Annotated in this window: 19 protein-coding genes and 1 pseudogene; 11 read left to right on the forward strand and 9 right to left on the reverse strand. The window is 71.9% G+C overall.

Annotated features, from left to right (window positions below; all coding sequences use genetic code 11):
* Positions 1 to 142 precede the first annotated feature (142 nt).
* The 3 genes and pseudogenes from A4R44_RS37735 to A4R44_RS52820 all read left to right on the forward strand — a co-directional run.
* Positions 143 to 886: an HAD family phosphatase gene (locus tag A4R44_RS37735; RefSeq protein WP_161269744.1), complete on the forward strand. Its 744-nt coding sequence runs from the start codon at positions 143 to 145 to the stop codon at positions 884 to 886.
* Between the two features lie 1,042 nt (positions 887 to 1,928).
* Entirely contained in the window at positions 1,929 to 2,750 is an 822-nt protein-coding gene (locus A4R44_RS37740; RefSeq protein ID WP_067591911.1) for an IclR family transcriptional regulator, read from the forward strand.
* A 429-nt stretch (positions 2,751 to 3,179) separates the two neighbouring features.
* A pseudogene (locus A4R44_RS52820) lies at positions 3,180 to 3,326 on the forward strand (hypothetical protein); the annotation flags it as partial.
* 8 nt (positions 3,327 to 3,334) lie between these two features.
* Here the strand turns inward: A4R44_RS52820 and A4R44_RS49595 are convergent.
* On the reverse strand, positions 3,335 to 3,847 hold the full coding sequence (locus tag A4R44_RS49595; RefSeq protein WP_067591914.1) for a hypothetical protein: 513 nt from the start codon (positions 3,845 to 3,847) through the stop codon (positions 3,335 to 3,337).
* A 529-nt stretch (positions 3,848 to 4,376) separates the two neighbouring features.
* On the opposite strand from A4R44_RS49595, the gene A4R44_RS37750 reads away from it, so the two are divergent.
* The gene (locus A4R44_RS37750) at positions 4,377 to 6,005 is read left to right on the forward strand and encodes a carboxylesterase/lipase family protein (protein WP_067591917.1); all 1,629 of its coding nucleotides are present in this window, start codon (positions 4,377 to 4,379) and stop codon (positions 6,003 to 6,005) included.
* A 49-nt stretch (positions 6,006 to 6,054) separates the two neighbouring features.
* Here A4R44_RS37750 and A4R44_RS37755 read toward each other — a convergent pair whose 3' ends face one another.
* Entirely contained in the window at positions 6,055 to 6,699 is a 645-nt protein-coding gene (locus A4R44_RS37755) for an SDR family oxidoreductase (RefSeq protein ID WP_067591920.1), read from the reverse strand.
* 93 nt (positions 6,700 to 6,792) lie between these two features.
* Here A4R44_RS37755 and A4R44_RS37760 point away from each other — a divergent pair, with 93 nt between their 5' ends.
* From A4R44_RS37760 to ligA, 4 genes are all read left to right on the forward strand, one after another.
* Positions 6,793 to 7,155, forward strand: a complete 363-nt coding sequence (locus A4R44_RS37760) for a helix-turn-helix domain-containing protein (RefSeq protein WP_338080426.1) — start codon at positions 6,793 to 6,795, stop codon at positions 7,153 to 7,155.
* Between the two features lie 138 nt (positions 7,156 to 7,293).
* Complete coding sequence (locus A4R44_RS48535) at positions 7,294 to 7,443, forward strand: hypothetical protein (protein WP_157905099.1); 150 nt, start codon at positions 7,294 to 7,296, stop codon at positions 7,441 to 7,443.
* 31 nt (positions 7,444 to 7,474) lie between these two features.
* Entirely contained in the window at positions 7,475 to 7,984 is a 510-nt protein-coding gene (locus A4R44_RS37765) for a hypothetical protein (RefSeq protein WP_067591923.1), read from the forward strand.
* Between the two features lie 334 nt (positions 7,985 to 8,318).
* On the forward strand, positions 8,319 to 10,310 hold the full coding sequence (gene ligA / locus A4R44_RS37770) for an NAD-dependent DNA ligase LigA (RefSeq protein ID WP_067591926.1): 1,992 nt from the start codon (positions 8,319 to 8,321) through the stop codon (positions 10,308 to 10,310).
* Between the two features lie 527 nt (positions 10,311 to 10,837).
* Here the strand turns inward: ligA and A4R44_RS37775 are convergent.
* Positions 10,838 to 11,791 carry a ketopantoate reductase family protein gene (locus tag A4R44_RS37775; RefSeq protein ID WP_067591929.1) on the reverse strand — a complete coding sequence of 318 codons (954 nt, stop codon included), beginning with the start codon at positions 11,789 to 11,791 and terminating at the stop codon, positions 10,838 to 10,840.
* A 348-nt stretch (positions 11,792 to 12,139) separates the two neighbouring features.
* On the opposite strand from A4R44_RS37775, the gene A4R44_RS37785 reads away from it, so the two are divergent.
* The gene (locus A4R44_RS37785; protein ID WP_067591935.1) at positions 12,140 to 12,526 is read left to right on the forward strand and encodes a hypothetical protein; all 387 of its coding nucleotides are present in this window, start codon (positions 12,140 to 12,142) and stop codon (positions 12,524 to 12,526) included.
* Positions 12,527 to 12,836: 310 nt separating this feature from the next.
* On the opposite strand, the gene A4R44_RS37790 is transcribed toward A4R44_RS37785, so the two are convergent.
* The 5 genes from A4R44_RS37790 to A4R44_RS37805 all read right to left on the reverse strand — a co-directional run bounded on the left by A4R44_RS37790 (position 12,837) and on the right by A4R44_RS37805 (position 20,845).
* The gene (locus A4R44_RS37790; protein WP_067591937.1) at positions 12,837 to 14,552 is read right to left on the reverse strand and encodes an ABC transporter ATP-binding protein; all 1,716 of its coding nucleotides are present in this window, start codon (positions 14,550 to 14,552) and stop codon (positions 12,837 to 12,839) included.
* A gap of 262 nt (positions 14,553 to 14,814) precedes the next feature.
* Positions 14,815 to 16,467, reverse strand: coding sequence for an ABC transporter ATP-binding protein (locus A4R44_RS37795; RefSeq protein ID WP_067591940.1), 1,653 nt, complete (start codon positions 16,465 to 16,467; stop codon positions 14,815 to 14,817).
* Positions 16,468 to 16,749: 282 nt separating this feature from the next.
* Complete coding sequence (locus A4R44_RS52825) at positions 16,750 to 16,875, reverse strand: class III lanthipeptide (protein WP_095213858.1); 126 nt, start codon at positions 16,873 to 16,875, stop codon at positions 16,750 to 16,752.
* A gap of 33 nt (positions 16,876 to 16,908) precedes the next feature.
* Entirely contained in the window at positions 16,909 to 19,443 is a 2,535-nt protein-coding gene (lanKC, locus tag A4R44_RS37800; protein WP_067591943.1) for a class III lanthionine synthetase LanKC, read from the reverse strand.
* A 508-nt stretch (positions 19,444 to 19,951) separates the two neighbouring features.
* The gene (locus A4R44_RS37805) at positions 19,952 to 20,845 is read right to left on the reverse strand and encodes a LysR family transcriptional regulator (RefSeq protein ID WP_067591946.1); all 894 of its coding nucleotides are present in this window, start codon (positions 20,843 to 20,845) and stop codon (positions 19,952 to 19,954) included.
* 82 nt (positions 20,846 to 20,927) lie between these two features.
* Here A4R44_RS37805 and A4R44_RS37810 point away from each other — a divergent pair, with 82 nt between their 5' ends.
* Complete coding sequence (locus A4R44_RS37810) at positions 20,928 to 21,824, forward strand: DMT family transporter (RefSeq protein WP_067591949.1); 897 nt, start codon at positions 20,928 to 20,930, stop codon at positions 21,822 to 21,824.
* Between the two features lie 531 nt (positions 21,825 to 22,355).
* On the opposite strand, the gene A4R44_RS48540 is transcribed toward A4R44_RS37810, so the two are convergent.
* A complete protein-coding gene (locus A4R44_RS48540) occupies positions 22,356 to 22,502 on the reverse strand; it encodes a hypothetical protein (RefSeq protein ID WP_157905100.1) in 147 nt (48 codons plus the stop codon).
* Here A4R44_RS48540 and A4R44_RS37815 point away from each other — a divergent pair.
* Positions 22,443 to 22,964: a class II fructose-bisphosphate aldolase gene (locus A4R44_RS37815; RefSeq protein WP_232791963.1), complete on the forward strand. Its 522-nt coding sequence runs from the start codon at positions 22,443 to 22,445 to the stop codon at positions 22,962 to 22,964. The genes A4R44_RS48540 and A4R44_RS37815 overlap by 60 nt on opposite strands.
* Positions 22,965 to 23,221 lie beyond the last annotated feature (257 nt).

Here is a 23,221-nt window from a genome sequence, read left to right on the forward strand (position 1 = left end):
ATCGGCTGACCCGGCTTTCCCCTCGTCGCCGGACCGGGGCAGCGGTGTCCCGGGACATGGAACAAGCTGCTCTGCCCGGACGCGCGCCGCTGTACCGTCAGCCCGGACAATCGGTGGAAGTGCGCACGGAAGGGCTGTTTTCGTGGCTGCGAAGAATCGGTGCGGCAGGGACCCCGCGGCTAAGTACGCCATTCTGGACTTGGCCGGGACGCTGCTTCCCGGGCACACTTCGCGGCATTATCTGCAGGCCCTCGTCGACGACGGCTCCTGCGACCGGCGGGCGGGGCTGTCCTGCCTGGAAGCGATCGGGCAGTTCGCGGCCGCGGAAAAAGCGCCTCCCGGGCTGCTGGACGAGATCTACCGGCGGTACGCGCTCGCGATGAAAGGCGCGACGGTCGCGCAGGCCCGGTTCGCGGCGGAGAAGACCTGGCGGGCGAACCGCGGGAAACTGTTTTCCTTTGTCCCGGAACTGCTTTCGCTGCTGCGGGCGAGCGGGCACCGGATCCATCTGCTGTCCGGCGATCCCGATTTCCCGGTGCAGGAGGCGGCGATCGACCTCGGCCTGTCCGGCGGGCACGGCACCGTGGCAGAGGTGGCCGACGGCCGGTTCACCGGACGTCTGCTGTCCGCTCCCGGCGCGGCCGGGGGCAAACTCGCCTTCGTGCGCTGCCTGGCCGAAGCGGCCGGATTCGACGCGGAGAACTCCCTCGCGATCGGGAATTCCGCCTCGGACGCGGAGATTTTCGCTTCGGTAGGCAAGGCGGTGGCCTTCGAACCGGACGCGGAGCTTCGGCGGCTCGCCGCTGGCCGGCCCTGGCACGTCGTCGACCGGCGCACGATCCTGCGGGTGTGCGCGCGGCTGACCGCCCGCGCTGCAGCAGCCTGACCGGCGCTTCACTGCCGCTGCTCGCTGGGCGCTGCGCTACCGCCGCTGCCCGCTGGACGCTTCACTGCCGCCGCCCACTGAGCGCTGCACTACTGCCGCCGCTGCCCACCGGACGCTGCACTACCGCCGCTGCCCGCTGGGCGTTTCACCACCGCCGCTGCTCGCTGGGCGCTGCGCTACCACCGCCGCCCACCGGACGCTTCACCACCGCCGCCGCCCACCGGGCGCGGCGTTGTGGCTGTCCCCGCACGGACTTCTCGGTCGTGCGGGGAAGTCTCGTCGTGCGTCAAGGCCTCGTTCCGCGCGCTGGAACATTGCTCTGCGTCCACGTTTGGTCGCTCGCCGTCTACCGAGTGCTGGTATCGTCTTCCGGCGGAGGAGCGGCATCCGCTGCTTTTCCCGCGGCCGGCACGGACGGCACCAACCCGTCGTCGTGGCCGGCCCGGTCGATCGTCGCTTCGGAACCGGCGGCGCCCGCCGATCGCGGGGCGCCGGGACCGCGGCGACGGCGGCGCTGCCCGGAGTCCGCCGACGCGCTCCGGCGGAAACGCGGGATCGCCGGGAATATTCTCGGGCCTGGCCGATGATGTGCTGGATTTCCGCGCAGGTTCTCCGACGGACGAAAAGCGGTGGGGAAGCAATTGTCACGGCGTGCGACCACGACGGCGCGGGAACGCGGGACGGCGACGCAGAGTGACCGTCCGCGACCGTTTCCGGGCAAGGACCCGTCGCGCGACGAGGCGGGCAGGCCGCCACGCTGCGCCACTGGGGCGATCTGTTTCAGTGAACGGGTGCGACCGGTTGTGCCGGACGCGTCACTGGGCAAACATGAAGGCGCGAGAGCAGGACTGTCTCGGGAAAGACGCGGGTGGCGAACGAATCGGGCGGCAGCGAGGCGCGGCGCCGCCCGCGAGCGGCGGGGGCGCCGGGACCGCGCGGGGCAGCGGTCGCCGGGCCGCTCCGGGGCACGCGGGGCGGAGGTTCCCGCCGGCGCTTGCACGAGAGGGACGTTGCGGATTCGGTGGAGGTTGCGGTCGTGACTATGAGCGACGACAACGGACGGTGGGCTTGCACGAGCGTGGTGCCGCGCAGGCCGATTCCCCGGGCGCTGTCGATCCTGAGCGCTATTCGCGATTCGGGCGGGATCGAAACGCTGAGCGAGATATCGCGATCGACGCGGCTGCCGAAAAGCACGGTGCACCGGCTTCTCGCCGAGATGCAGGGATACGGAATGGTCGTGCGGGCGGGGTACCATTACCGGCACGGGGAAGCAGTGTGCCGGCTCGCCAAACCCGGTTCGACGCAGGAACTGCAACGGCTGCGAAGAGGCATTCTCCCGTCCCTGATGGACATCCACTGGCGGACCGGCTACCTGGTCGGCCTCGGCGTGGCCAGCGGGAATGTCGTCGATTTCGTGCATTTGATCTACAGCAGCGGCTACTGCTCGCTGGCCGAGCGCATAGAAAACGATTCGCAGCTCGCCGGAAGCGCGGCGGGGCGGGTGCTGATGGCGTTCGACCCGGGTCTCGCCGCGCGCTTCGCGGTTTTCGCAGGTTACCGCGGCGAGGACGAGAACGGAGGCGGCCTTCCGGCCTGGCTGAGTGCGGAACTGCGCGAGATCAGGCAGCGCGAGGTGTCGTTCAACCCGCGCGTCCCCGGCGCACTGCTCGCCGCGGCGGTCCCGGTGTTCAACGTGACCGGCACGGCGGTGGCCGCGCTGAGCGTGGCGGCCCCGCGGCGGGTGTTCAATTCGCGGGAAGCGCATTCGTCGCTGCAGGCGACCCGGATGACCGCGCAGCGCATCCTCCGCGAAACGGTGGCGGCTGATTGGCGGAGCGCGAAATCCGGCCGTCCGGTGGAATAGCCGGAGTACCCGGGGGCGGCCGGAAGGCGGAACGTTTCCCGGGGAATGGCGCAATTTCGCTGGGGTGCGCTGAGCGGCGGGGCAGGTTCGCCGACCGGCCAGCGCGTCGGGACCAGGTGTGGCTGCTGCGGGGTAGCCGGACCGCGCCCATCGGCCTCCGGCCGGGTCAGCGGAACTGGCGAGTTCTGCCGCTCCCGGAAGGCTTTCGCTGGCTGCGGCAACTCAGGGCACCGCGCCTTGTCTGCTGCCCGAGAAGGCGGACCGCTGTGCCACGCGAATTTCCGCTCCGCTGATCGGGGCAGGCCGTGCCGTCGCGCGGGGCCTTCGCCTGCCTGTCGAGCGGCGGCGGGCGGGGTGCGATTGCGGAACCGGTTGCACGACGCGATCGCGGAGCTGACCGACGACGCGCCGTTGCATCCGGCGGTCAGCATGGCCGGTCCGCTGGACGCGGTGCCCGCCCAGCTGGCCGAGCAGGTGGAAGCGGTGGTGCGGGAGGCGGTCAGCAACGCGGTCCGGCACGCGGGGGCGTCGGCGCTGTCGGTTTCGGTCGCGGTCCGGGACGAGGTGGTGCGGATTTCGGTGACCTACGACGGGACCGGGCTGCCCGAGGACGTTTCGCCGAGCGGGCTGGGGAATCTGCGGGAACGAGCGGAGTCGAGCGCTGCGGCGAGCAGATCGCGCCCGGGAAGCTGCAGACCGCGCTCGTCTCCGATTCCTCGCGCGTCGGTCGCGCCGGCCACGGCCAGCGGCTCGTCCACGCGTGCGGCGACGAGCACATGGCCCAGCTGGTCGAGAAGGCCCGGCGCGACGCGGCGATCGAGCGGAACCACGACCGCGAGCACCCGCTGCGGTGCTTGCCGGGCGGGCAATCCTGCTGACCGCGGGCCGCTTCGGGCGAGGGCTGCGTGCTGCCCGGAGAACCGCGCGGTCCGGCTGATCAGCAGCACCACGATCAGGAAACCGGCCGAGGCGGCGGTCCGCAGCTCGGGTTCGCGGAAAGGCCTTCCCGGACGGATCACGCACACTACGACCGCGCTGGCCGAGAGCGCCAGCACCAAACCGAACAGCCGCGCGGGGAGCGCGCACAGCAGGAACACGCAGCTGCGGAGCAGACGCCATTCGACGCGAGCGGATACGGCACATTTCGGTGTGCCGGGTTTTGCCTTCGAGGCGCAGACCACGGTAGGCGCGCCCCGTTCCCGTCGGGCAGGGCCGGAGGAGACTGGAGGCCCGAATCGGACGGAACACCGGCAGGGCCCGCGTTTTTCCGCGGATTCCGTCCCCGCTGCCGCGAAGAATTCACCGCATTCGCCGAGCGGGTCGCCCGCCGGGCCGCCGCGGCCGGTCCGGCGGGCGAATCCGGATCCCTGACAAAGACCATTCTGCCCGGGAATTTGACAGTTTCGGCGCGACCGAACGGAGGTTGTGTCTTTTCCCGCCGAGCCCAGACTGGAGTCAGGCGGGAACGAGCGGTCCGTGCCGTTCTCGTGGCGGTGGCCGGGAAACGGCCATCGGTGATGTCGAGCCCATGCCGGCAGGCCGCCTGTTCGGTGCGCGGATGCCGCTCGTCGTGTCCCGCGCCTTTCCGTCCGGCTCTCCCGGCGAGGCGGGAGCGAAGGAGGACGGATGAGACTTGACGGGAAGGCAGGCGTCGCGGTGGCGGCGGTCGCGCTGGCGGCGTCGCTGGCCGGTTCGGCGGCCGCGGCAGGCGACCGGGCCGAGGCCGCGCCGCCGCCGGCGTGCTCGCCGGACACGACGGTGATCACCGACGACGGCCCGGTGTGCGGGATCGCCGGTCCGGACGTCCGGTCGTGGGAGGGAATCCGGTTCGGCGCGCCGCCGGTCGGCGACCTGCGCTGGGCCCCGCCGCGGCGGCCGGCGAAGCGGACCGAGCCGTTCGCCGCGACCGCGCCCGGCAACGCGTGCCCGCAGCTGCCCGGCCTCGGCCCGGGATCGGAGACGGAGGACTGCCTGAACCTGAACGTCCGCGTGCCCGCCAACGCCGGGCACAAGAAGCTTCCGGTCATGGTGCAGCTGCACGGCGGCGGATTCCTGGTACTGCAGGCGCAGGACGCGAGCCGGCTCGTGACCGAAGGGCACGTGATCAGCGTCGAGGTCAACTACCGGCTCGGGATTTTCGGCTTCCTGGCGCACGCGGCGTACGGCGAGCACGCGGGCGATTACGGGTTGCAGGACCAGCAGGCCGCGCTGCGCTGGGTGCAGCGCAACATCGCGAGGTTCGGCGGAGACCCGCACAACGTCACGATCTACGGCGCGTCCGCGGGCGGGTCGAGCGTCTGCGACCACACCGTTTCGCCGACCGCGGCGGGGTTGTTCCAGCGCGGCATCTCCCAGAACGGCGAGTACAACTCGTTGCTGGGCAACGACATCCAGTGGCAGGCGCAGGACTGCAAGGCGGATCTGCCCGGCGAGGAGCAGGCTCAGCAGGCCGGCGCGCGATTCGCCAAAGCGCTGGGATGCGAGTCGAACGCCGGGGCGTGCTTGCGCGAGGCGCCCGTGGCGGCCCTGCTGAAGCAGGCGGGCAACGGGATGAAACCGGACAGCGGCACGATCGCGCCGATCGTGAACGGGACCACGCTGCCGATGTCGCCGGGGGAGGCGTTCGCCAAGGGGCGGGTCAACAAGGTCGCGTTGATGCACGGCGTGGCCCGCGACGAGGTCCAGTTGCCGTCCGCTTCGACCCCGGAGGACTACCGCGCAATGGTGGCGCAGCAGTACGGCGAACACGCGAAGGAAGTCAGCGAAAGCTATCCGCTGAAGCGATTCCCGAACCCGGCGCCGTTCCTCGCCTACCGGACCGTCGTGGCCGACTCCAATTCGGTCTGCCCCGCGCTGCTGNTGCTGAACGACGAGCGGCTGTCTCGGCATCTTCCGGTTTACGCCTACGAAATGGACGACACTGACGTGCCGCCCGCGTTCTTCCTCGATCCCGCCAAACCGAACGGCGCGTACCACGTCGCCGAGGGGATGCTGCTGACGCCGCCGCCGGGAGTTCCGCTCGACCCCAACCAGAAGGTGCTCTCCGACCAGCTGGTGGCGCAGTGGACCGGCTTCGCTCGCACCGGGAACCCCACCGTGGACGGCACTCCGCAGTGGGATCGCTTCACCGAGCGCAATCCGGTCGTCCTGTCCCTCAACGCGGCCGGGGACAGCCAGCTCACCACTGAGATCCCGCGGCAGCACCGGTGCGACGGGCTTTGGAACCCGTTGGCTCCGTTCGCGCGGCATCGGTGAGGTGCCGGTGCCGACAGGGTTTCGCCTGCCGGCACCGGTTTCCCGGGGTTCAGGGGCGGCCGCCTTCGAGGTGGATGGTTTCGCCGGTGAGGAAACCGGCGTTCAGCATCCACAGCACGGTGCCGGTGATGTCGGCGACGGTGCCGGTGCGGCCGGCGAGGGTTCGCTTCGCGGCGTTCGCGAGGACATCCGGTTTGCTGTCCCAGACGCCGGAGTCGACGATGCCCGGCGACAGCGCGTTGACTCGGACCGGTGCGAGTTCGGCGGCGAGGTGTTGCGCGGCGAAGGCGGCGGCCCCGTTGGTCACGCCCGTCACGACGCTTCCGGGGGCCGGACGCCAGCCGACCTGACCGGAGAACAGCAGCAGCGACCGCCGGATCGTGAAGTGTTTCGCGAGCAGCAAGGGCCCGATGACCTTGGCCGCGAAGGCGTCGACGGTCTTGTCCCGGTCGAGTTCGCCGACCCGCGCCGCGTGCGGTGCCGCCGCCGTGTTGACGAGGTGATCGACCGGTCCGTGTTCGGCGGCCGCGGCCGCGATGGTCGCCTCGTCGCGCAGGTCGATGTGCAGCCCGCCGGGCCGATGGGACGCGACGCGCACCTTCGCACCCTCATCGGTCGCGGCCTCGGCGATCGCCGCGCCCAGATGCCGTCCGCCCAGCACCAGCACTGTTTGTCCGGCCAGCCGGTTGCTCATGGTCCTTCTCCGTTCTGTCGGTTCGCCGTGGCCGAAGTAGGCTATGGAAAAGTAACCAGGTACTTCAACGTAACCGGAACCGGAGGAATCGCCGTGGACTACGACGTCATGTCCGCCCGCTGCCCGTCCCGGGTGGTGCTGCACCGGATCGGGGCTCGGTGGACGGTCTTCGTGGTCAACGCGCTGGAGCACGGGCCGATGCGGTTCACCGCGCTGGTGGACCGGATCCAGGGCGTCACCCCGAAGGTCCTGACCGAAACGCTGCGCGCGATGGAGGAGGACGGCCTGCTCGCCCGCGTCGAGTACACCGAACAGCCGCCGCGCGTGGAGTACGGGCTGACCGACCTCGGCCAGTCGCTGCTGGTGCCGCTGCGCGCCGTCCGCGAATGGGCCGAAAGCCACGTCCCCGAAATCCTCGAAGCCCGCGAACGCGCCCAGGCCGCCCGGCAGCACTGAGTTTCGTCCGGTGCCGGCCGGTGCGGCCACGAGGAGTTCCGGGGGAGAAATTCGGTCACCGTCCGCGTCCCGGCGCGCACAACCTCCGGCGCGTGATCGACAGCGGACCGTATCGGCGAGCCGGAAAGGCTGCGGATCGTGACACTGCGGGAAAAGGTCGAGAGCCACCTCGCCGGAGAGCTCGCGCCGGGGGAGCGCGTGCTGGTCGCGTTCCGCGCCAGCGGCGTGCGGAAGACGATGGTCGCCGCGCGGCAGGCACCGCCGCGCTCGCGGGTGCGGCCGGCATAGCGCTCGCCGCGGGTTGACCGAAGCCCCTCAAGTGCCGATCTCGACGGCGGGCCGGTTCGTCTTCTCGTTCATCTTGCACCGCGTCGCGCTGTCCGCCGCCCGGGTCGCACCCGGGAAGCCGCTGCGGTCGCCCGGCCAGCTCGCCTGGGTCTCGGAACCCGAACTGAACTCCGGTGTGGCGCAAGCGCTCCGGGGCCAGATCGGCGTCGCCGACGAAGGCGTCCTCGGCTGCGAATTCGCCCCCTCCAGGCCGGCGCGGGTCCATGATCACGCGACTGGCCCGCGCCGTGACGGAACTCGAAGCCTGGCCAGTTCACCGCCCGCGTTCCCGCACCCGGGCCAGCTCGCCCGGCACGAGTCCAAGATGGACGATCCCCGCCCGCCGGGTCGCGCGCGTCATCGCGATGCGGCGGTCGTCGCGCCTCGCGGAGCTTCGGGAATCCGGGCCGGACCGGACTCCAGCTCCTTGGCCTCGGCGGGCGGGAGCACCACCGTCGCGCCGCCCGCCCGCAATGACGTGAGTCGCCTGGTGGAGCGGTGACCGCACCGTCGTGCCGCCCGCAATGACGTGAGCCGCCCGGTGGAGCGGTGACCGCACCGTCGTGCCGCCCGCAATGACGCGAGCCGCCCGGCGGGGCGGTGACCGCGAACTGCCCGCCACGGTGCTCCTCGGCAATCCCGCCGACGACCCGCCTCCGCACCCGCCACGGCGATTCCCCCCGCCGCCCGCACCGATCCGGCCCTCGGATGCGTGGCTGCCGCCCCGGCCGGGCAGCCGCGCGATCCGGGGGTCACCCGATCGGCAGCCCCGCGGCGGCCGCCCGGTTTGCGTCGCAGTCCGGTTTTGTCGGTGGGGCCGGGTAGCGTTCCGGTCCGTGGACGTTCGGGAACGTATTCAGGAGCTGGCCGATCAGGTCGTAGTGCTGCGCGACGCGTACTACCGGGGTTCGCCGGCGGTGGCGGACGCGGAGTACGACGCGATCGAGGACGAGCTGCGCGGGCTGATCGAGGCGAGCCCGGAGCTGGCCCCGGACCCGAACCCGCTGGACCAGGTGGGCGGGCCCGCGGTGCTGCACGCGCCGATCCGGCATTCGCGGCCGATGCTGTCGCTGGAGAAGGCGACGAAGCCGGAGCAGGTCGAGGCGTTCTTCGACCGGTTCCCCGGCCAGCCCGTGGTCGTGATGCCCAAGCTCGACGGCCTGTCGCTGGCCCTGGTGTACGAGGACGGCCGCCTCGCGCGAGCGGTGACCCGCGGCGACGGAACCACCGGCGACGACGTGACCATGCTGGTGCGCGCACTGACCGACGGCATTCCGCACCAGGTCAGCGCGCCTGGCCGGGTCGAGGTGCGCGGCGAGGCGGTGATGCTGCGCTCGACGTTCGCCGCCTACAACACCGCGCACCCGGACAAACCGCTGATCAACCCCCGCAACGCCGCGGCAGGCACGCTGCGCGCGAAGGACCCGGCCGCGGTCGCCGAGCGCCGGCTGCGCTTCTTCGCTTTCGACCTGGACACCGAACCCGGCAGCGCGGAAACCGACCTGGACAACGGCCTGCTGGCGCTCGGTTTCACCGCGGCGGACATGCGCCGCTGCGCCGGCGCGGCCTCCGCACAGGCCGTGATCACCACGATCGAGCAGCAGCGCAACGACCTGGACTACGACATCGACGGCGCCGTCCTGCGGCTCGCCGACCGCCCCGCGTACGCCGCCGCGGGCACCCGTTCGAGTTCGCCGCGCGGTGCGCTGGCCTACAAGTTCGCCGCCGAGGAGAAGACGACCGTACTGTCCGATGTGGTCTGGGACGTCGGCAAAACCGGCAAGATCGCCCCGGTCGCGTGGCTGGAGCCGGTCTTCGTGGGCGGGACCACGGTCACCCGCGCGACGCTGGCCAACCAGGAGGTCATCCGCGCCCGCGGCATCAAGATCGGCGACACCGTGCTGGTCCGCCGGGCGGGCGACGTCATCCCGTTCGTCGCCGGCGTGCTCGACGAGTCGCAACGCACCGGAGCGGAGCGGGAGATCGTGCCCCCGTCGACGTGCCCGTCGTGCGAGCTGCCGCTCACCGAACAGGGCAACAGCCGGGAACTGTTCTGCACCAACGTTTCCTGCCCCGCCCAGACCGTGCGGCGGCTGATCCACTGGGCGTCCCGCGCGGCCGCGGACATCGACGCGATCGGCGGCGTGTGGATCGAACGGCTGGCCGAGGCCGGAATCCTGGAGCACCCGTCGGATTTCTACCGCCTGACCAAGGACCGCCTGCTGGAATTCGACCGCATCGGCGAGGTCTCGGCGACGCGGATGATCGAGTCGATCGACGCCAGCCGCCAGGTCGGCCTGCGCCGGGCGCTGATCGGGCTCGCGATCCCGATGGCCTCGGAAGGCACCGCCGCCCGGCTGTGCCGCGCCGGATTCGCTTCCCTGGAAGCGGTGCTCGACGCCGGCGCCGACGGACTCGTGGCAGTGGAAGACATCGGACCGAAGGTGGCCGCCTCACTGGTGGAACACCTCAGCCGGCTGCGCCCCGAACTGGAGCGCCTGCGAGAACGCGGCGTCTCCCTGGACGTCCTGGAGGAAGACCTCCCGCCCGCGGTCGTCGCGGGCGCGCCGCTGGAAGGCAAGACCGTGGTGGTCACCGGCGCGATCAGCGACCCGCGATCCGGGGAGAAGGTGCCGCGCCCCACCTTCCAGCGCCTGTGCGAGACGGCAGGCGCGACCACCGCGTCCTCGGTCTCGGCAAGCACCGACCTGCTGATCACCGGTGCCGACGTCGGCGCGAGCAAGCTCACGAAGGCCGAAAAACTCGGCGTCGAGGTCGTGGACCAGGGGGTGATCTGGGAACAGCTCATCGCGGCCGGAGTGGTCTGAGCCCGCCTCGCCGGAACGGGCGCCCGCCCGGTGTCCGGGGAAAGGCGGGACAGGTCGGCGGATCGTGGCGACGGCTCGTGCCGGCGCACGCTGAAACGGCCGGGAATCCTTTGCGCGGCATCGGATTCGCCTGAGTCTTCCGGCGGCCGGACACCAGGTGCCGGGAACGTTCGGCGGCGGCCCGGCAGTGCGCTCGCGGCGCGGCGCGGCAAAAGCCGGACCGCGTGGCGAGTGTGCGGTGTGGTTGTGGGGGGTGGTCCGGCCGCGTGGCGAGTGTGCGGTGTGGTTGTGGGGAGTGATCCGGCCGCGTGGCGAGTGTGCGGCGTGGTCGTGGCGAGTGACCCGGTCCGCGCGAATGGCTGGTGTCCGGGGCAGCGGACCATCGGGCTCGCGCGAACCGCCGGGACCTGGCGCGGCGATCAGCCGAGGCTCCCGCCGGCGTCCGGCGCCCGATCCTGCCGGGGCGGCTTCTCGCCACGCCTCGCCCGCCAAGCGATCCGCGGGCACCGGCAGAAAACCCCCGAGGCTCACTCCGTCCTTTCCAGACCGAAGTACGGTTCCGCCGCCTCCAGCCGCGGCACGGGGACGCCCAGCCGCCGGGCCTCGGCCAGTACGTCGCGGCAGATTTCGCGCGGCTCGCGGGCGTCGGGATCGGAGTGCGCCTCAAGATTCACGCGCGCCGGGGGGAAATGGGCCAGCACCCATCCGAGCACCGGGACCGTCAGCCAGGTCGGTGCCCGGAACAGCAGCAGCGCGCCCCGATGCCGCCGCACGTCGATACCCCGGGCTTCGAGAAGCGGCACAAGCTCGCGACCGGCCAGCAACGCCTCGCGCAGATCGTCCCGGGACCTTGCCAGCGAACCCAACGAGCCCACCCGCACGCCCTGCGAGTGCAGACCCGCGTCCGAGACGAAGTGAACCCACGACCAGCCGCGGAAGTCAGGCCGCTCCCGGACCCGGAACCCCGCGTCGCGAAACACCTGGCGCACGATCCGCTCGCGTTCGGTCGGAGGCTCGCCGAGGGTTCCGAACACGGCGAGCGGCAGCAGCATCCCGCGAAGCACGCCGTCCTCGCCGAAACCGCCGCCGCCCTGGGGAAAGCCCCACGCGATCTGCTCGACGGGAAGATCGCCGATCGCGGCCAGCGGTTCGGACCAGATGTTCCCGAAAACCAGCACCGTCGCCTTCCCGACGCGTGGCGCCAGAAAGGCCGCTGCCTCCGCGAGCCGATAGTGCTGGACACTCAGCACGATCAGCTCGAACCCGTGGTCCGCCTCCAACTCCTCGCGGTAACGCACCGGCCAGGTCCCGCCGCCCCGCCGCCGCCGCGCCCGCAGGTCGCGAACATCGAGGTCGATCGACTCCCCGTAGTCCGCCGCGCGGCCCGGACGGACATAGAACTCGACGTCGTGCCCCGCCCGTTCCAAGGCCCAGCCGTACATCGCGGCGATCACGCCGCGTCCGAACATCAGGATCTTCACTGCCGCACCTCACCGGACACATTGGAAATGGAGACAATCTCCACTTGTCAAGATATGGAGACGATCTCCAGTTGTCAACGTGCGGCGTCTTCCTGGCCGAGGCCGTGGGCAGCGGCACCGCGCTTCCCCGTCCGGGAGGCGACGGCCGCCTTCCTCCGCGGGGCGATCGGCACCACCGGGGGCAGCGGGCACGGGAAGGAGCGGTCTCCGCCGTGGCACTGGCCAACGTGATCAGCGGAGAGGAGCAAGCCGTCATCGAGCCGATCCGGGAATTCCCGCATAATCCCGCGGCGACCGCCGCGGCACAGTACGATTCCGCCCAGCATCGAGCATCTCCGGGGGGACATCATGAAACGCATCGCCGTCAGTCTCGCCGTGTCCGCGGTCGCCGTTCTCGGCGGAACGGGGGTCGCGAGCGCGGCGGGCCACCCGACGTCGAACTTCGGCGACCACATCAGCGGCGGGGCCGTCGGAGGCACGCTGACCTGGTACAACCGCTCGGTCGGCGTCAGCGGTTACGTCCGCGACGACGCCGGGTCCGGAAGCACCACGGTGACCTTCGAGTTCCGGCAGGCGGGCACGCTTTTCGACGTCCAGACGCGGACGGCGGCGAACGACTACAAGACCTTCGGCTGGACCGAACCCGGGCCGTCCGGCGGGTTCAGCAGGGTGGACATCTACCTCGGCCACGGCACCGGCAAGATCCTCGTCGCCTCGGTGCCGCGCAAGGTCTGAGCCGGGGCGTTCACCGGCACCGGAAGCTCCGGAATCCTTGCTGCGCAGGGCTTCCGGAAGGAGCACGGCACCGCCGGAAGGCTGGTCGGCCAGCATCAGGTCCGGCCGGCCGGGAGCGGCCGCGAGCCCGGAAAGGCGACGTGGCCGCTGACGGGGCGGGTGAACCCGACCGGCAGTGCCCCGATCGTCGCGGCCGCGGTGATCGCCGGCCGGGCACCTGCGTCGCGGAGCGACCCGCCCGCCGACGGAGCACCGGCGGCAACTGCACGGCTTGCCGCTCCGGCCCTTCACCGGTGTCGGTCTCTGCCGTTCAGCTGGCTTCGAGGCGTGATCGCTCCGGCAGCCAAGCCCGCATCATCTCGGCATACCGCGGCGACGCGGCGAGAAGTTCCTCGTGCCTGCCCAGCAGCGTCTCCTGTCCGTCCATCAGGAGCACGCGGTGCGCCCGGACCGCGGACGACAGGCGGTGCGCGATCACGATCAGGGTGCCTCCCCGGGCGGCGAAGGCGCGTTCCGCATGGACCTCCGCTGCTGGGTCCAAAGTGGACGTCGCTTCGTCCAGTACGACGACTCCGGCCGGCGAGGCATAGGCCCTTGCCAGCGCGAGGAGCTGGGCTTCCCCGGCGGAAACGCCTTCCGCGCCAGGGCCGAGTTCGGCGTCGAGACCGCCGAGGCGGGCCAGCAGCGGGGCGGCGCCCACGGCTTCCGCGGCTGCGGCGAGGCGGCGGTCGGCGGCTTCGGGGTGGAACAGGGACAGGTTTTCGCGCAGGGTTCCGGCGAAGAGGTAGGCCTGTTGCGGGACCAGCACCAGATGCCGGGGGCGGTCGGCCAGTTCGCCGGCTCGGACGCCGCCCAGCCGGACTTCGCCGTGGTGCGGTGCCAGCAGACCGGTGAGCAGACCGGCGAGCGTCGATTTTCCGATGCCGCTCGGGCCGACGACCGCCAGGTGTTCGCCGGGGCGCAGGTCGAGGTTCAGGCCGCGGACGACCGGTTCCGGCGCCGCGCCCCAGCGGAAGGTCAGCTCGCGCACGGCGAGGCCGAGTCCGGCGGGGCTTTCGGTCGCCGGACGGCCTTCGGGCGGGGCGGTGGTCTCGGCGAGCCGGCGCAGTGCGACGAGCAACCGGAGGACGACCGTGGACGCGGTGGCGGCGAGCCCGCGCAGCGCGGGTTGCAAGGTGGTCGCCAGGTAGACGAGCGCGCCCAGCGCGGCTCCCGCGGTCAGTTCGCCGCGGGCGACCATCGACGGCGCGAGCGCGAGCGCGAGCACCAGCGGGGCGAACCCGCCGAGCGCGACGATCGTCGACCGCAGCGCCGCCGACCTTGCTGCCCGCACCGCGGCCGCGGCCTGCCGGTCCACCGCGCGGTCGGCGGCCAGCGCGGCGACCGGCTCGGCTCCGCAGGCGACGACGTCGCGCATCCCGGCGAAGATCGAGCCGGTGGCGGCCGCGGTGCCTTCGTCGGCCAGCGTGAGCGCGCGTTGCCGCCGGGCGAGGGAGGGCAGCAGCGCGCCGAATCCGGCCAGCGCGAGCACCACCGGGACCACGACCGGCAACGCCAGCGACCCCGCGACGGTCACCAGCCCGGCGATCGCCGCCGCGGTGGTGACGATCATGCCGCGGGCCTGGACGAGGAGCCCGCCGGTGGCGTCGCGCACGACCTCGACGTGCTGGGTGATCCGCGCGACGCCGCGAGCGTCCGGCCCGCTCCGCGGCGGCGCGGGATCGTGCAGCACCCCGCGCACGACGGCGGTCACCAGCGCGTCGCGCAACGGCTCGACGACCTTGCCCAGTTGCCGCCACACCAGCCGCGAACCGACCGCGCCCGCGAGCGCGGCGAGGCCGAACACGCCGAGCCAGCCGAGGCCGGCGCCGGGCTTGCCTGCCGCGAACCCGCTGTTGACCGCCAGTTCGACGAGTCGTCCGGAGAAGAACGCGGGCAGTCCTTCGAGGACCGAGCAGGCCAGGAGAACCAGCCCGCCGCGCCATTGCCCGGCGAGGGCGTTCCAGTAGAGGCGGCCGACGCTCATGGCCGCTCCGTGCGGTCGCGGAGGCGGGATAGCTGCGCCGCGAGGCCGGTGTGTCGTCGCGCGGCGTTCGTTTCGTCAGTGCGGCGCGGCAATCTGGGTGCGGTAGGTGGTGCGGACGTGGGTGGTGCGGGGGGATCGGTGCGCTGTGGTGCGCCGTTCGTGGTTGCTTCGTGAGCGTGGAGCGTGCGGGCTGGCTGCGCCGCGAGGTGACGGCACGAACCCGCCTCGCCCCGGTGTCCGGCGAAGGCCCACCGCACCCTGCTCACGTTTCTTCCGTGAACACCGCGCGATACCCGGGCATCTGCCACAACCGCGCATGCGGCCCGACCGCCCGGATCTGCCCCGCCGCGAGCCACACCACCACATCCGCCCGCGCGGCCATCGCGGCCCGGTGCGTCACGACGACCCGGGTCCGGCGGCCCAGTTCCGCCGTCACGGCGCGTTCGGTGATCGTGTCCAGGCTGGCGGTGGCGTCGTCGAGCAGGAGCACCCGCGGGTTCCGCGCGAGCGCCCGGGCGAGGCCCACCCGGGCGCTTTCCCCGCCGGACAACGGAGTTTCGGCAAGAAGAGTGTCGTAACCGTGCGGCAACCGCGCGAGGATGTCGTGAATGCGCGCGGTCCGGCAAGCCTTGTCGATCGCCGGGACGCTGGCCCAGGAACCGTAAGCGACAGCGTCGGCGACAGTGGCGCCGAGCAGCGCGGGTTCGGCGGAGGCGTACCCGACGACGGCCCGAAGCTCGTCCGGACGCACCACGGCGAGGTCGCGGCCGTCGAGCAGCACCTGTCCGGCGTCGGGGCGGCGAAGACCGGCCAGCAGAGAGACCACAGTGGACTTTCCCGAGCCGGAACTCCCTACCACCGCGGCGAAACAACCGCCGGGGATGGTGAGGTCGACGTCGGCGAGTGCCCCGTGCACGGTGGCGCCGCGGAGTTCCAGGGCGCCGTTTCCGGGCAGCAGTCCGAGGGTGCCGCGAGGAGGGGGTTCGGCGTCGAGGACTTCGGTGATCCGGAGCGCGGCCGAGCGGATCCGGGAAAGGGTGGTGAGCAACGGGATCTGCGTGGCCAGGCCGAGTCCGAGCGCGACGTAACCGAGGGCGGCGAGGACGTCCCCGGCGCTCAAGCGTCCGTCCAGGACGCCGAAACCTGCGGCGGCGAGGGCGAGGATTTCCACGGTGGGGAGCAAGAGGCCGGCTCGCCACACCATCCTCGCCTGGGTGCGCCACATGCCTTGGCCCGCCAGGTTCAGCCGAGGCAGCGGACGCAGCACCCGGGCGGCTTCGGCGTCGGCGGTGCCGGACGCGGCGATCGTCCGCAGCCCGGCGACGGCGTCGAGCAGCCGGGCGGACAGTTCCCCGGAAACCCGTTGGTAGGCAAGCACGTCCTTGGCCGTGCCGCGCAGGTGCGACCGCGCCAGCAGCAAAGCGAAGGGAAGGCTGCCGAGGAAGACCAGCGCGAGCCGCCAGTCCAAGAGCGCGAGCAGGACCACCGCGCCGGAGGACATGAGCCCGGTCGCGGCTAGCCGCACCACGACCGCGGCGACACCGCCGGCGGCCGCGCAGTCGCCGCTCACCCGGCTGACCGCGTCACCCGGGGCGAATGGGGAGCCGGTGCCCAAGGCGAGCAGGCGGTCGGTCACCTTGCGGCGCAGCCAGGCGCTCGCGTTGCCGGTCAGGCGGGCGGGCAGGACCACGATGACGGCGTCCGCGGCGATCTCCGCGACGCCTATGGCGAGCAGCCGCACCACCGCGCCGGTGCTGCTTCGGCCGCTGAGCACCGCGTCGGTGGCGGTGGCGAGGGCACCGGGCAGCAACAGTCCGGCGCCTGCCGAGACCAGCGACGCGACGATCAGCGCGACGAGCCGGGGACGGTCCAGGAGGGCGGCCGAGATCAGGAGGCGATCGGCGGGTCCGGCCATGTCGCTCCCTTCGCGTGGCGGTCCTGGCTGAGAGATCGGCGAGGCGCCGATGGTCGCGGCGGGCCGGAGAGGCGGTCGAGACGAGGTCAGGTACCTGACGAGGACCGAGGCGGGTCCGGCGAAGGCCCCGATCGGGCTCTGCCGGGTCCGCGACGTCGACCTCGCCTCGCCGGTCGACTCCCGGCATCCAGCCTCGCCGCGACCGCCGCGAGCGGGCGGGGCAGAATGAACGGGGCGGGAACGGCGCACTTGTCCTGCGCCGTTCCCGCCCTGCCCGCGCGGTCAGGCGCAGAGAAGCAAGCTGAGCGTGCTCTCGCCGCATTCTGTGCTGCAGTGGCTGTGGCCGTGGTGGTCCAGTCCCTGGCTTTCGGGGGCCTCCAACGCCTGCAGCTCCAAGACGTGTTCCATGGGTGTTCCCTTTCTCTCGGGGTCCGCCGGCGCTCATCGGCCGGAGGTGTGCGGGGACGGTGCGGAGCCCAGGAAGGGCAGCAGTTCCGCGCCGTCCAGTAGTGCGGCGAGCGTGCGGAGGACCCCCGCGCTGCCGGTGCTGACGTCGGTCGACAGGCGAAGCAGCTGGTTGCCGGGGAAGGCCAGCCCGCCGCGGTACGGCACGCCGTGCCAGGACAGCCGCGCCAGGTGCAGGTCGAGGGCTTCCCGATCGGGCTCGTCGGCGAAGGACAGCGCGGCGGCGAGCCCGCACCGGCCGTAGAGCAGGCCCGGGTGGATCACGAACTCCCCGCGGCAGGCGGCCCGCAGCCCGGGCAGGCTCCGGGCGGCCGCGGAGTCCGGCAGCCGCCGGGCGACCTGCTCGGCCACCAGCAGGATCCCGGCGCTGCCGATCGCGGCGTAGGGGAGCAGGCGCAGGGTGCCGTCGCGCACCTGCAGCGACCCGTCCGGCGCGGGAGCGCATTCCTCCAGGTCGCGGGCCAGCACCCGGTCGGCCAGGGTGAGCCAGGACGGCTCGCCGGTGTGCTCGTGCAGGCGCAGGAACAGCAACGCGGGCCCGGACCAGCCGCTGAGCAGTCCGGCCCTGGCGAAGCGGCCGGGCGGGTCGGCGGTCTCGAACGCGGTCGCGAGCTTGAGGGCGACGTCCAGCGCTTGGCGGCCGAACTCGTTGTCGCCGCGGGTCGTCGCGAAGTGCAGGCGGGTGAGACCGATCCCGGCGAGCCCGCTTTCCAGGCCGTGGTCGGTGGTCTGGTCGACCAGCGGCTGCGACGCGGCGAGCAGTTCGCCGGCTTCTGCCGCGTAGCCGAATTCTTCGAGGACGTACGCGATGCCGTGGCTGCCGTCGAAGAACCCGGGCCGCGAGGGCGGTTGCCGCCGGACGGCCGCCAGCAGCCACTGCTCGTACTCCGGATAGCGGCCGGCTCCGGCGACGTGCAGCGAGTGCAGCACGCCCGCGGCGCCGACACCGAAACCCGCGCCGCCGGAGCGGAACTGCTCGATGTCGCCGGGGAACAGCCGGTCGGTCCGGTCTGGAGTGGCAGTGGCGAGGATGGCTTCCGCGATCTGCTTGCGGACCAGCGACCAGTCCGGCCGCGGCTCGTCGAGCGCGGTGTGCGTCGCGGGCGGCGCGGTGCGCGGGGCGAGCACGGAGACCACGCGGTCGGCGTACCCGTCCGGCAGGCCGAACCGCTGCTGCGCGAAGTCCGCGAGCCCGCGCAGCTTGCCCGGCGCGAGTTCCAGCAGCATCACCAGCGGCAGGAAGAGCCACAGCCGCAGCGCCGCGAGGGCGTGCTCGTCGATCTCGAAACCATTGCGGTCGGCGGGTGCGCGGAAGCCGGGGGCTCCCAGCCCCGGGCGGTCGCCGGAATCGGCGTCGACGGCCAGTTCGAAGTCGATCAGCGACACCCGGTCCTGCTCGTCGACCAGGATGTTCTTCCCGTGCAGGTCGCCGAACACGATCCCGTGCCGGTGGATGTCCGCGACGATGCGCTCGACCTGGGCGAGCACGGCCAGAGCGCGTTCGCGGAAGGCCGCGAGCCCGCTTTCGGCCCGGGTGCCGCTGGTGAGCGGGTAGTGCCGGGCGAGCCAGCTGCTCAGCGCGATGCCGGGCAGGTGCTCCATCGCCAGGTAGTGGTGCTCCCACACGGTGAACTGCTCGTACACGCGCGGGATGCCCGGAACGTCCGCCAGCCGTTCGAGTACCTCCCGCTCGTGGTTCAGCCGGGCGACCGCGTCGGCGCCCTCCCGGTCCAGTCCGGCATGCGGCCGGGCCTCCTTCAGCACCACGGTCTTCCCCTCGGCCCCTCGTTCGGCCAGATAGACGCCGCCGCCATTGGAAAAGTGCAGGGAACCGGTCACCCGGTACGGGAATCGGGCTCCGTTCTTGCGCGCGGCCAGGCTCTCGGACAAACAGGACGGAATCGGCACCCAATCCGGCACGGAAAAGGACGGTTCCCGCCGGTCGGGCACGAGCGTGCCATCCGGACGGCGGATTGCCAGCACCCGGGTTCCGGCGTGTTCGGTCCACTGTTCGGCGAATCCGCCGTACCGGAGGTAAAGCGGGCCTTCGCGGTAGCGGAGATCGCTCAGAATATACGCGCCGTGCTCGCCTTCCAGTTCGGCGGAAAGGTCGGCCAGTATCGTGGCGAGCGCCTCTTCGGAGTGCGGGTAAATCGTGACGAGCTTGCCGCTTCCCGCGCGGGGCGCGTATTTCGAATTGCGGCTCACCAGGGTCGCCCGGGAACGCAGATGCTTGTACGCGATCCGCCGCTCCACGCAGTACTGATGCACGCGGGACAGGACGTCCGCCGCGTTGTCCAGGCCCGCGGAGACGTGGATTTTCCAGCCCTGGGCGGGAAGTTTCCGCCCCGGCGGGCGCAGCGACCGCCAGATCCCGCGCGCCTCGTCCGTCCACCCGGGTCCCGGCCGGGGCAGCCCCGCGGCCAGGTCGCCTGCCGCGCCCGGGGTTTCCCGCGGTTCGTCGAAGAACAGCGGATCGGCGAAGCAGAAAGCCTCGTACCGGACGTCCATGAAAACGAGCCCTTCCCTTTTTCCTGAGGAAAACCGGGCGACTTCGATGTCGGACGGTGACACCATTGCCGCACGAGGGGGGTGTCCCGGCCAATCCGCCAACCCGGGGGTTCGCGGCTCCTCGTGAGGGTGACGGACGCGGGTTTGGGTCGCAAAAATGGGGACTGCGCGTGAGTCATCCCTACCCGATCGGGGTGTAACGAAGATGTTTCCCGGCCGCTCGACCCAGGTCGGCGCGGAAAGAGCCGGAGAAATTGGCGGAAGGTCATCAACCCGTTCCGGTGACCTGGCTTCCGTCCGTCGTGCGGCGCGAACCCGGTGCGGATTGGTCCATTCGGGGTGGCGGCGGCGCATTCGCGGCGGGAATGTGCCGCATTCGTTACCGGAGAATCGGGGTGCTGCCCGATTCTCGCCTCCGGCTGCCGCGGCCGTGAAGGACTCCTTGAGGGAATCCGATTCCCTCAAGGAGCCCTTCACGGCGTTCCGGCGCCACCCCGGCCCGAGTGCCTCACCCGGCCAGCGTCTTCCCCGAACGCACCAGGCCTTCCAGCAGCTCCACCGCACGCCGGGCGGCGGGATGCGCCGCGATCGGCTTCTTCACCGCCAGGCTGAGATGCCGGACCGGGGCGGGGGCGGCCAGCGCCACGGTGGTGAGGCCCTCCGGCAGTTCGCCGATGCCGAGTTCCGGCACCACCGTCAGCCCGATTCCCGTTGCCACGAAAGACATCGCGGTCCGGTAGTCGTGCGTCTCGACGACGAAACCCGGCGAGAATCCGGCCTGCGTGCAGGCGTTGAGCAGCACCTGACGGCACGGGCCTTCGCGCAGGTCGTTGTCGACCCAATGCCGTTCGGCGAGTGCGGCCAGCGGAACTTCCGCCAGTCCGGCGAGCGGGTCGTCGAGGCGGACGACTGCCAGGTACGGGTCCTCGGCCAGCCGGTGCACGACGACCGACCCGGGGTGCTCGGCCCCGGTTTCCTCCACGAAGATGTCGATGTCCGGGTCGCCCGGCGTGAACTCGGTCAGCATCAGGTCCAGCCGCAGGCCGGGGAACTCGGTGCGGAGCGCGGCGACGGTCGGCGCCAGCCACGTGGAGCCTGCCGAGCCGAAGTAGCCGATCGACAGGCGGCCGACGCGTCCGGCGCGCAGTTCGCTCACCACCTGCTCGACCCGGCTGAACGCCTCGAACAAGGCCTCGGCCTCGGCGGCGAGGGTGCGCCCGGCCTCGGTGGGCTCGATGCCGCGGCCGGACCGTTCGAACAGCTGCAGCCCGGTCTCCCGGTGCAGCGTGGTGATTTGCTGGCTCACCGCGGACGGCGTGTAGCCGAGCGCGGCGGCGCTCGCGCGGATCGACCCTGACGCGACGACCGCGCGCAGCACGCGGAGCCGGGGAATGTCCAGCATGCGGCGAATGTACAGCACTCCTTAACGGAGGTACAGAACTCATCGCTTGTGCTGTACAGCTGGCTGAGGCGACGATGGCTGAGTGACCGATCTCGTGGAAACCGTCCCGCCCGCCGGCAAGTCCGACTTCGGCAAGATCGCGGCCGCCGCTGGGCTCGCCGTCGTGCTGTGGGCCTCGTCGTTCGTCGCTATCCGCAGCGTCGGGCACGCCCTGTCTCCGGCACCGCTGGCACTGCTGCGGCTCGCCGTCGCGGCCGTCACGCTCACCGTGTTCGCCGTGGCCAAGGGCGCGGTTCGCATCCGGCTGTCGCGCAAGGCGTTCCTGCTGGTCGCGGCCTACGCCGTGCTGTGGCTGGCCGCGTACACCGTCGTCCTCAACGCGGGGGAGCGGCAGGTCGACGCCGGGACCGCGGCGCTGCTGGTGAACCTCGCGCCGCTGATGGTCGCCGTCGCGGCCGGGAAGTTCCTCGGCGAAGGCTTCTCGCGCTCGCTCGTCATCGGCTCGCTCGTCGCGCTGGGCGGGGCCGCGCTGATCGCGACCGGCGCCACCGGGAGCAACGACTGGGCCGGCGTGCTGCTGTGCTTGCTGGCCGCCGTGCTCTACGCCGCCGGAGTCATGGTCCAGAAGGTGACGTTGCGCCACGTCGACGGGCTGACCGCGATCTGGCTCGGCTGCGTCGTCGGCACCGTGGTCCTGCTGCCCTGGACACCGCAGCTGGTCAGCGAACTGCGGGTGGCTCCGGCGGGCGCGGTGCTCGGCAGCGTCTACTTGGGAGTGTTCCCCACCGCGGTCGGCTTCACCGCGTGGGCGTACGCGCTCCGCCGCACGGACGCGGGCCGGCTGACGATGGTGTCCTACGCCGTGCCCGCGGCGGCCGTGCTGCTGTCCTGGCTGCTGCTCGCCGAAACCCCGACCGCGTACGGCCTCGTCGGCGGCGTGCTGTGCCTGGCTGGCGTAGCCATCTCCCGCCGTCGTTGACCGCGTCCCCACCCCGGCACGGGGGGTAGGACGACACGGTGAACCGCGGATTGGCGAGCACCCGGCGGATCTGCTCCGGCGGCACGCCGTCCGCGGCCGGCTTTTCGGCCAGTTCCACCGAATTCGCGGCCGGCAACCGGATTTCCGGCCCGCCGCGCCACCGGGTCGCGACCCGCGCGCTGCCGACCGCGCGCAATCCAGCGCCTGCCCGGCCCCTGCGACGTCGCCGTCCGCTCGTTCGAGCAGGTGCAGGATCCGGCCTCGCACGGAACGGAAAACCGCCGCGCTCGCCTCGCCGGGCGCGGCGAGCGGGGTTTGCCCGCGCGGCTTGAGTTTCGCGCGATTGCGGGAGAAATCCGACCAGGGAGCGACTGCAGCTGGTGACTCCGGCGATGGTGAGTACGGCCCCGCCTCGGAAGGTGCGAAGACGTCCTGGCGACGGGGCTCGCGGGCACATCCGCTTTCCCGGCTGGGTTTAGCGGATCACCGCGCCGCGCGGTCAAGAAGAGACGTCGTGAGTGGCTATTCCGGTTAGAACCGGGATAGCCGCTCCCGCGCTGCCGCCGGGCGCACCACGAGTTCGGCAGTGCTCAGGTAGGTGCGGTTGAGCGCGGCCAGCTGCGGCGGAAGCGCGTCGACCCGCGTGGGGCGGATGCCGGCGGCAAGGACGGGGTACACGCGCCCGATGCCCGCACCGACCCGGCCGAAGCGGCGGACTTCGTGACCGCGACCGGAGCGGACGCCCTGGCGGTGGCCGCGGGGACGTCCCGCGCGATGGTGGGGCGGACGGCCCAGGCGGGCCGTGCGCTGGTGGCCCGGCTGCGAGACGCGGTACTGGTCCCGTTGGTATTGCACGGTTCGTCAGGACTGCCGGACGAGGAACTGCGCGGGGCCGTGGTGAGCGGGACGGCGAAGGTCACTATCTCGACGCATCTCAATGGCCTGTTCACGCGGTCGGTTCGGCAGTTCCTGGAGGAGCAGCCGGACGCGGCGGATCCGCGGAATTACCTCCGGTTGGGGATGGCTTCGGAGACTGCCCGGCTTCTGCGTTCGCTGGCTGAGTTCCGGCGACGCGCGTGGAGGGAAGTCAACGAGTCCGGTATCGACCATCTCGTCGACGGCCGTGCGCGGGAGACGTAGGGCGCTCCGCACTCGAACACGAAGGCGCGATGGCCGTGCGAGAGACAGGAGACAGCGGCGGGGTCGAATTGGCCGGCCGCGATGAGGACAACCTGCGAGTATTCCACCGCGACTGTCCGTTCGCCGGATTCGGCGACGCGAATCCGCCGCTGTCCGCCGTCGAACGCGGCCGTCTGCGGCACGGGGCCGGTCAGCGCACCGGCGGGAGAGGCTGGCCCGATCCGGATCCAGCCGGTATCGCTCGGCTGTCGGCGTCT

It is taken from the genome of Amycolatopsis sp. M39 (genome assembly GCF_001651785.1).
In the GTDB taxonomy this organism is placed as follows: domain Bacteria; phylum Actinomycetota; class Actinomycetes; order Mycobacteriales; family Pseudonocardiaceae; genus Amycolatopsis; species Amycolatopsis rubida.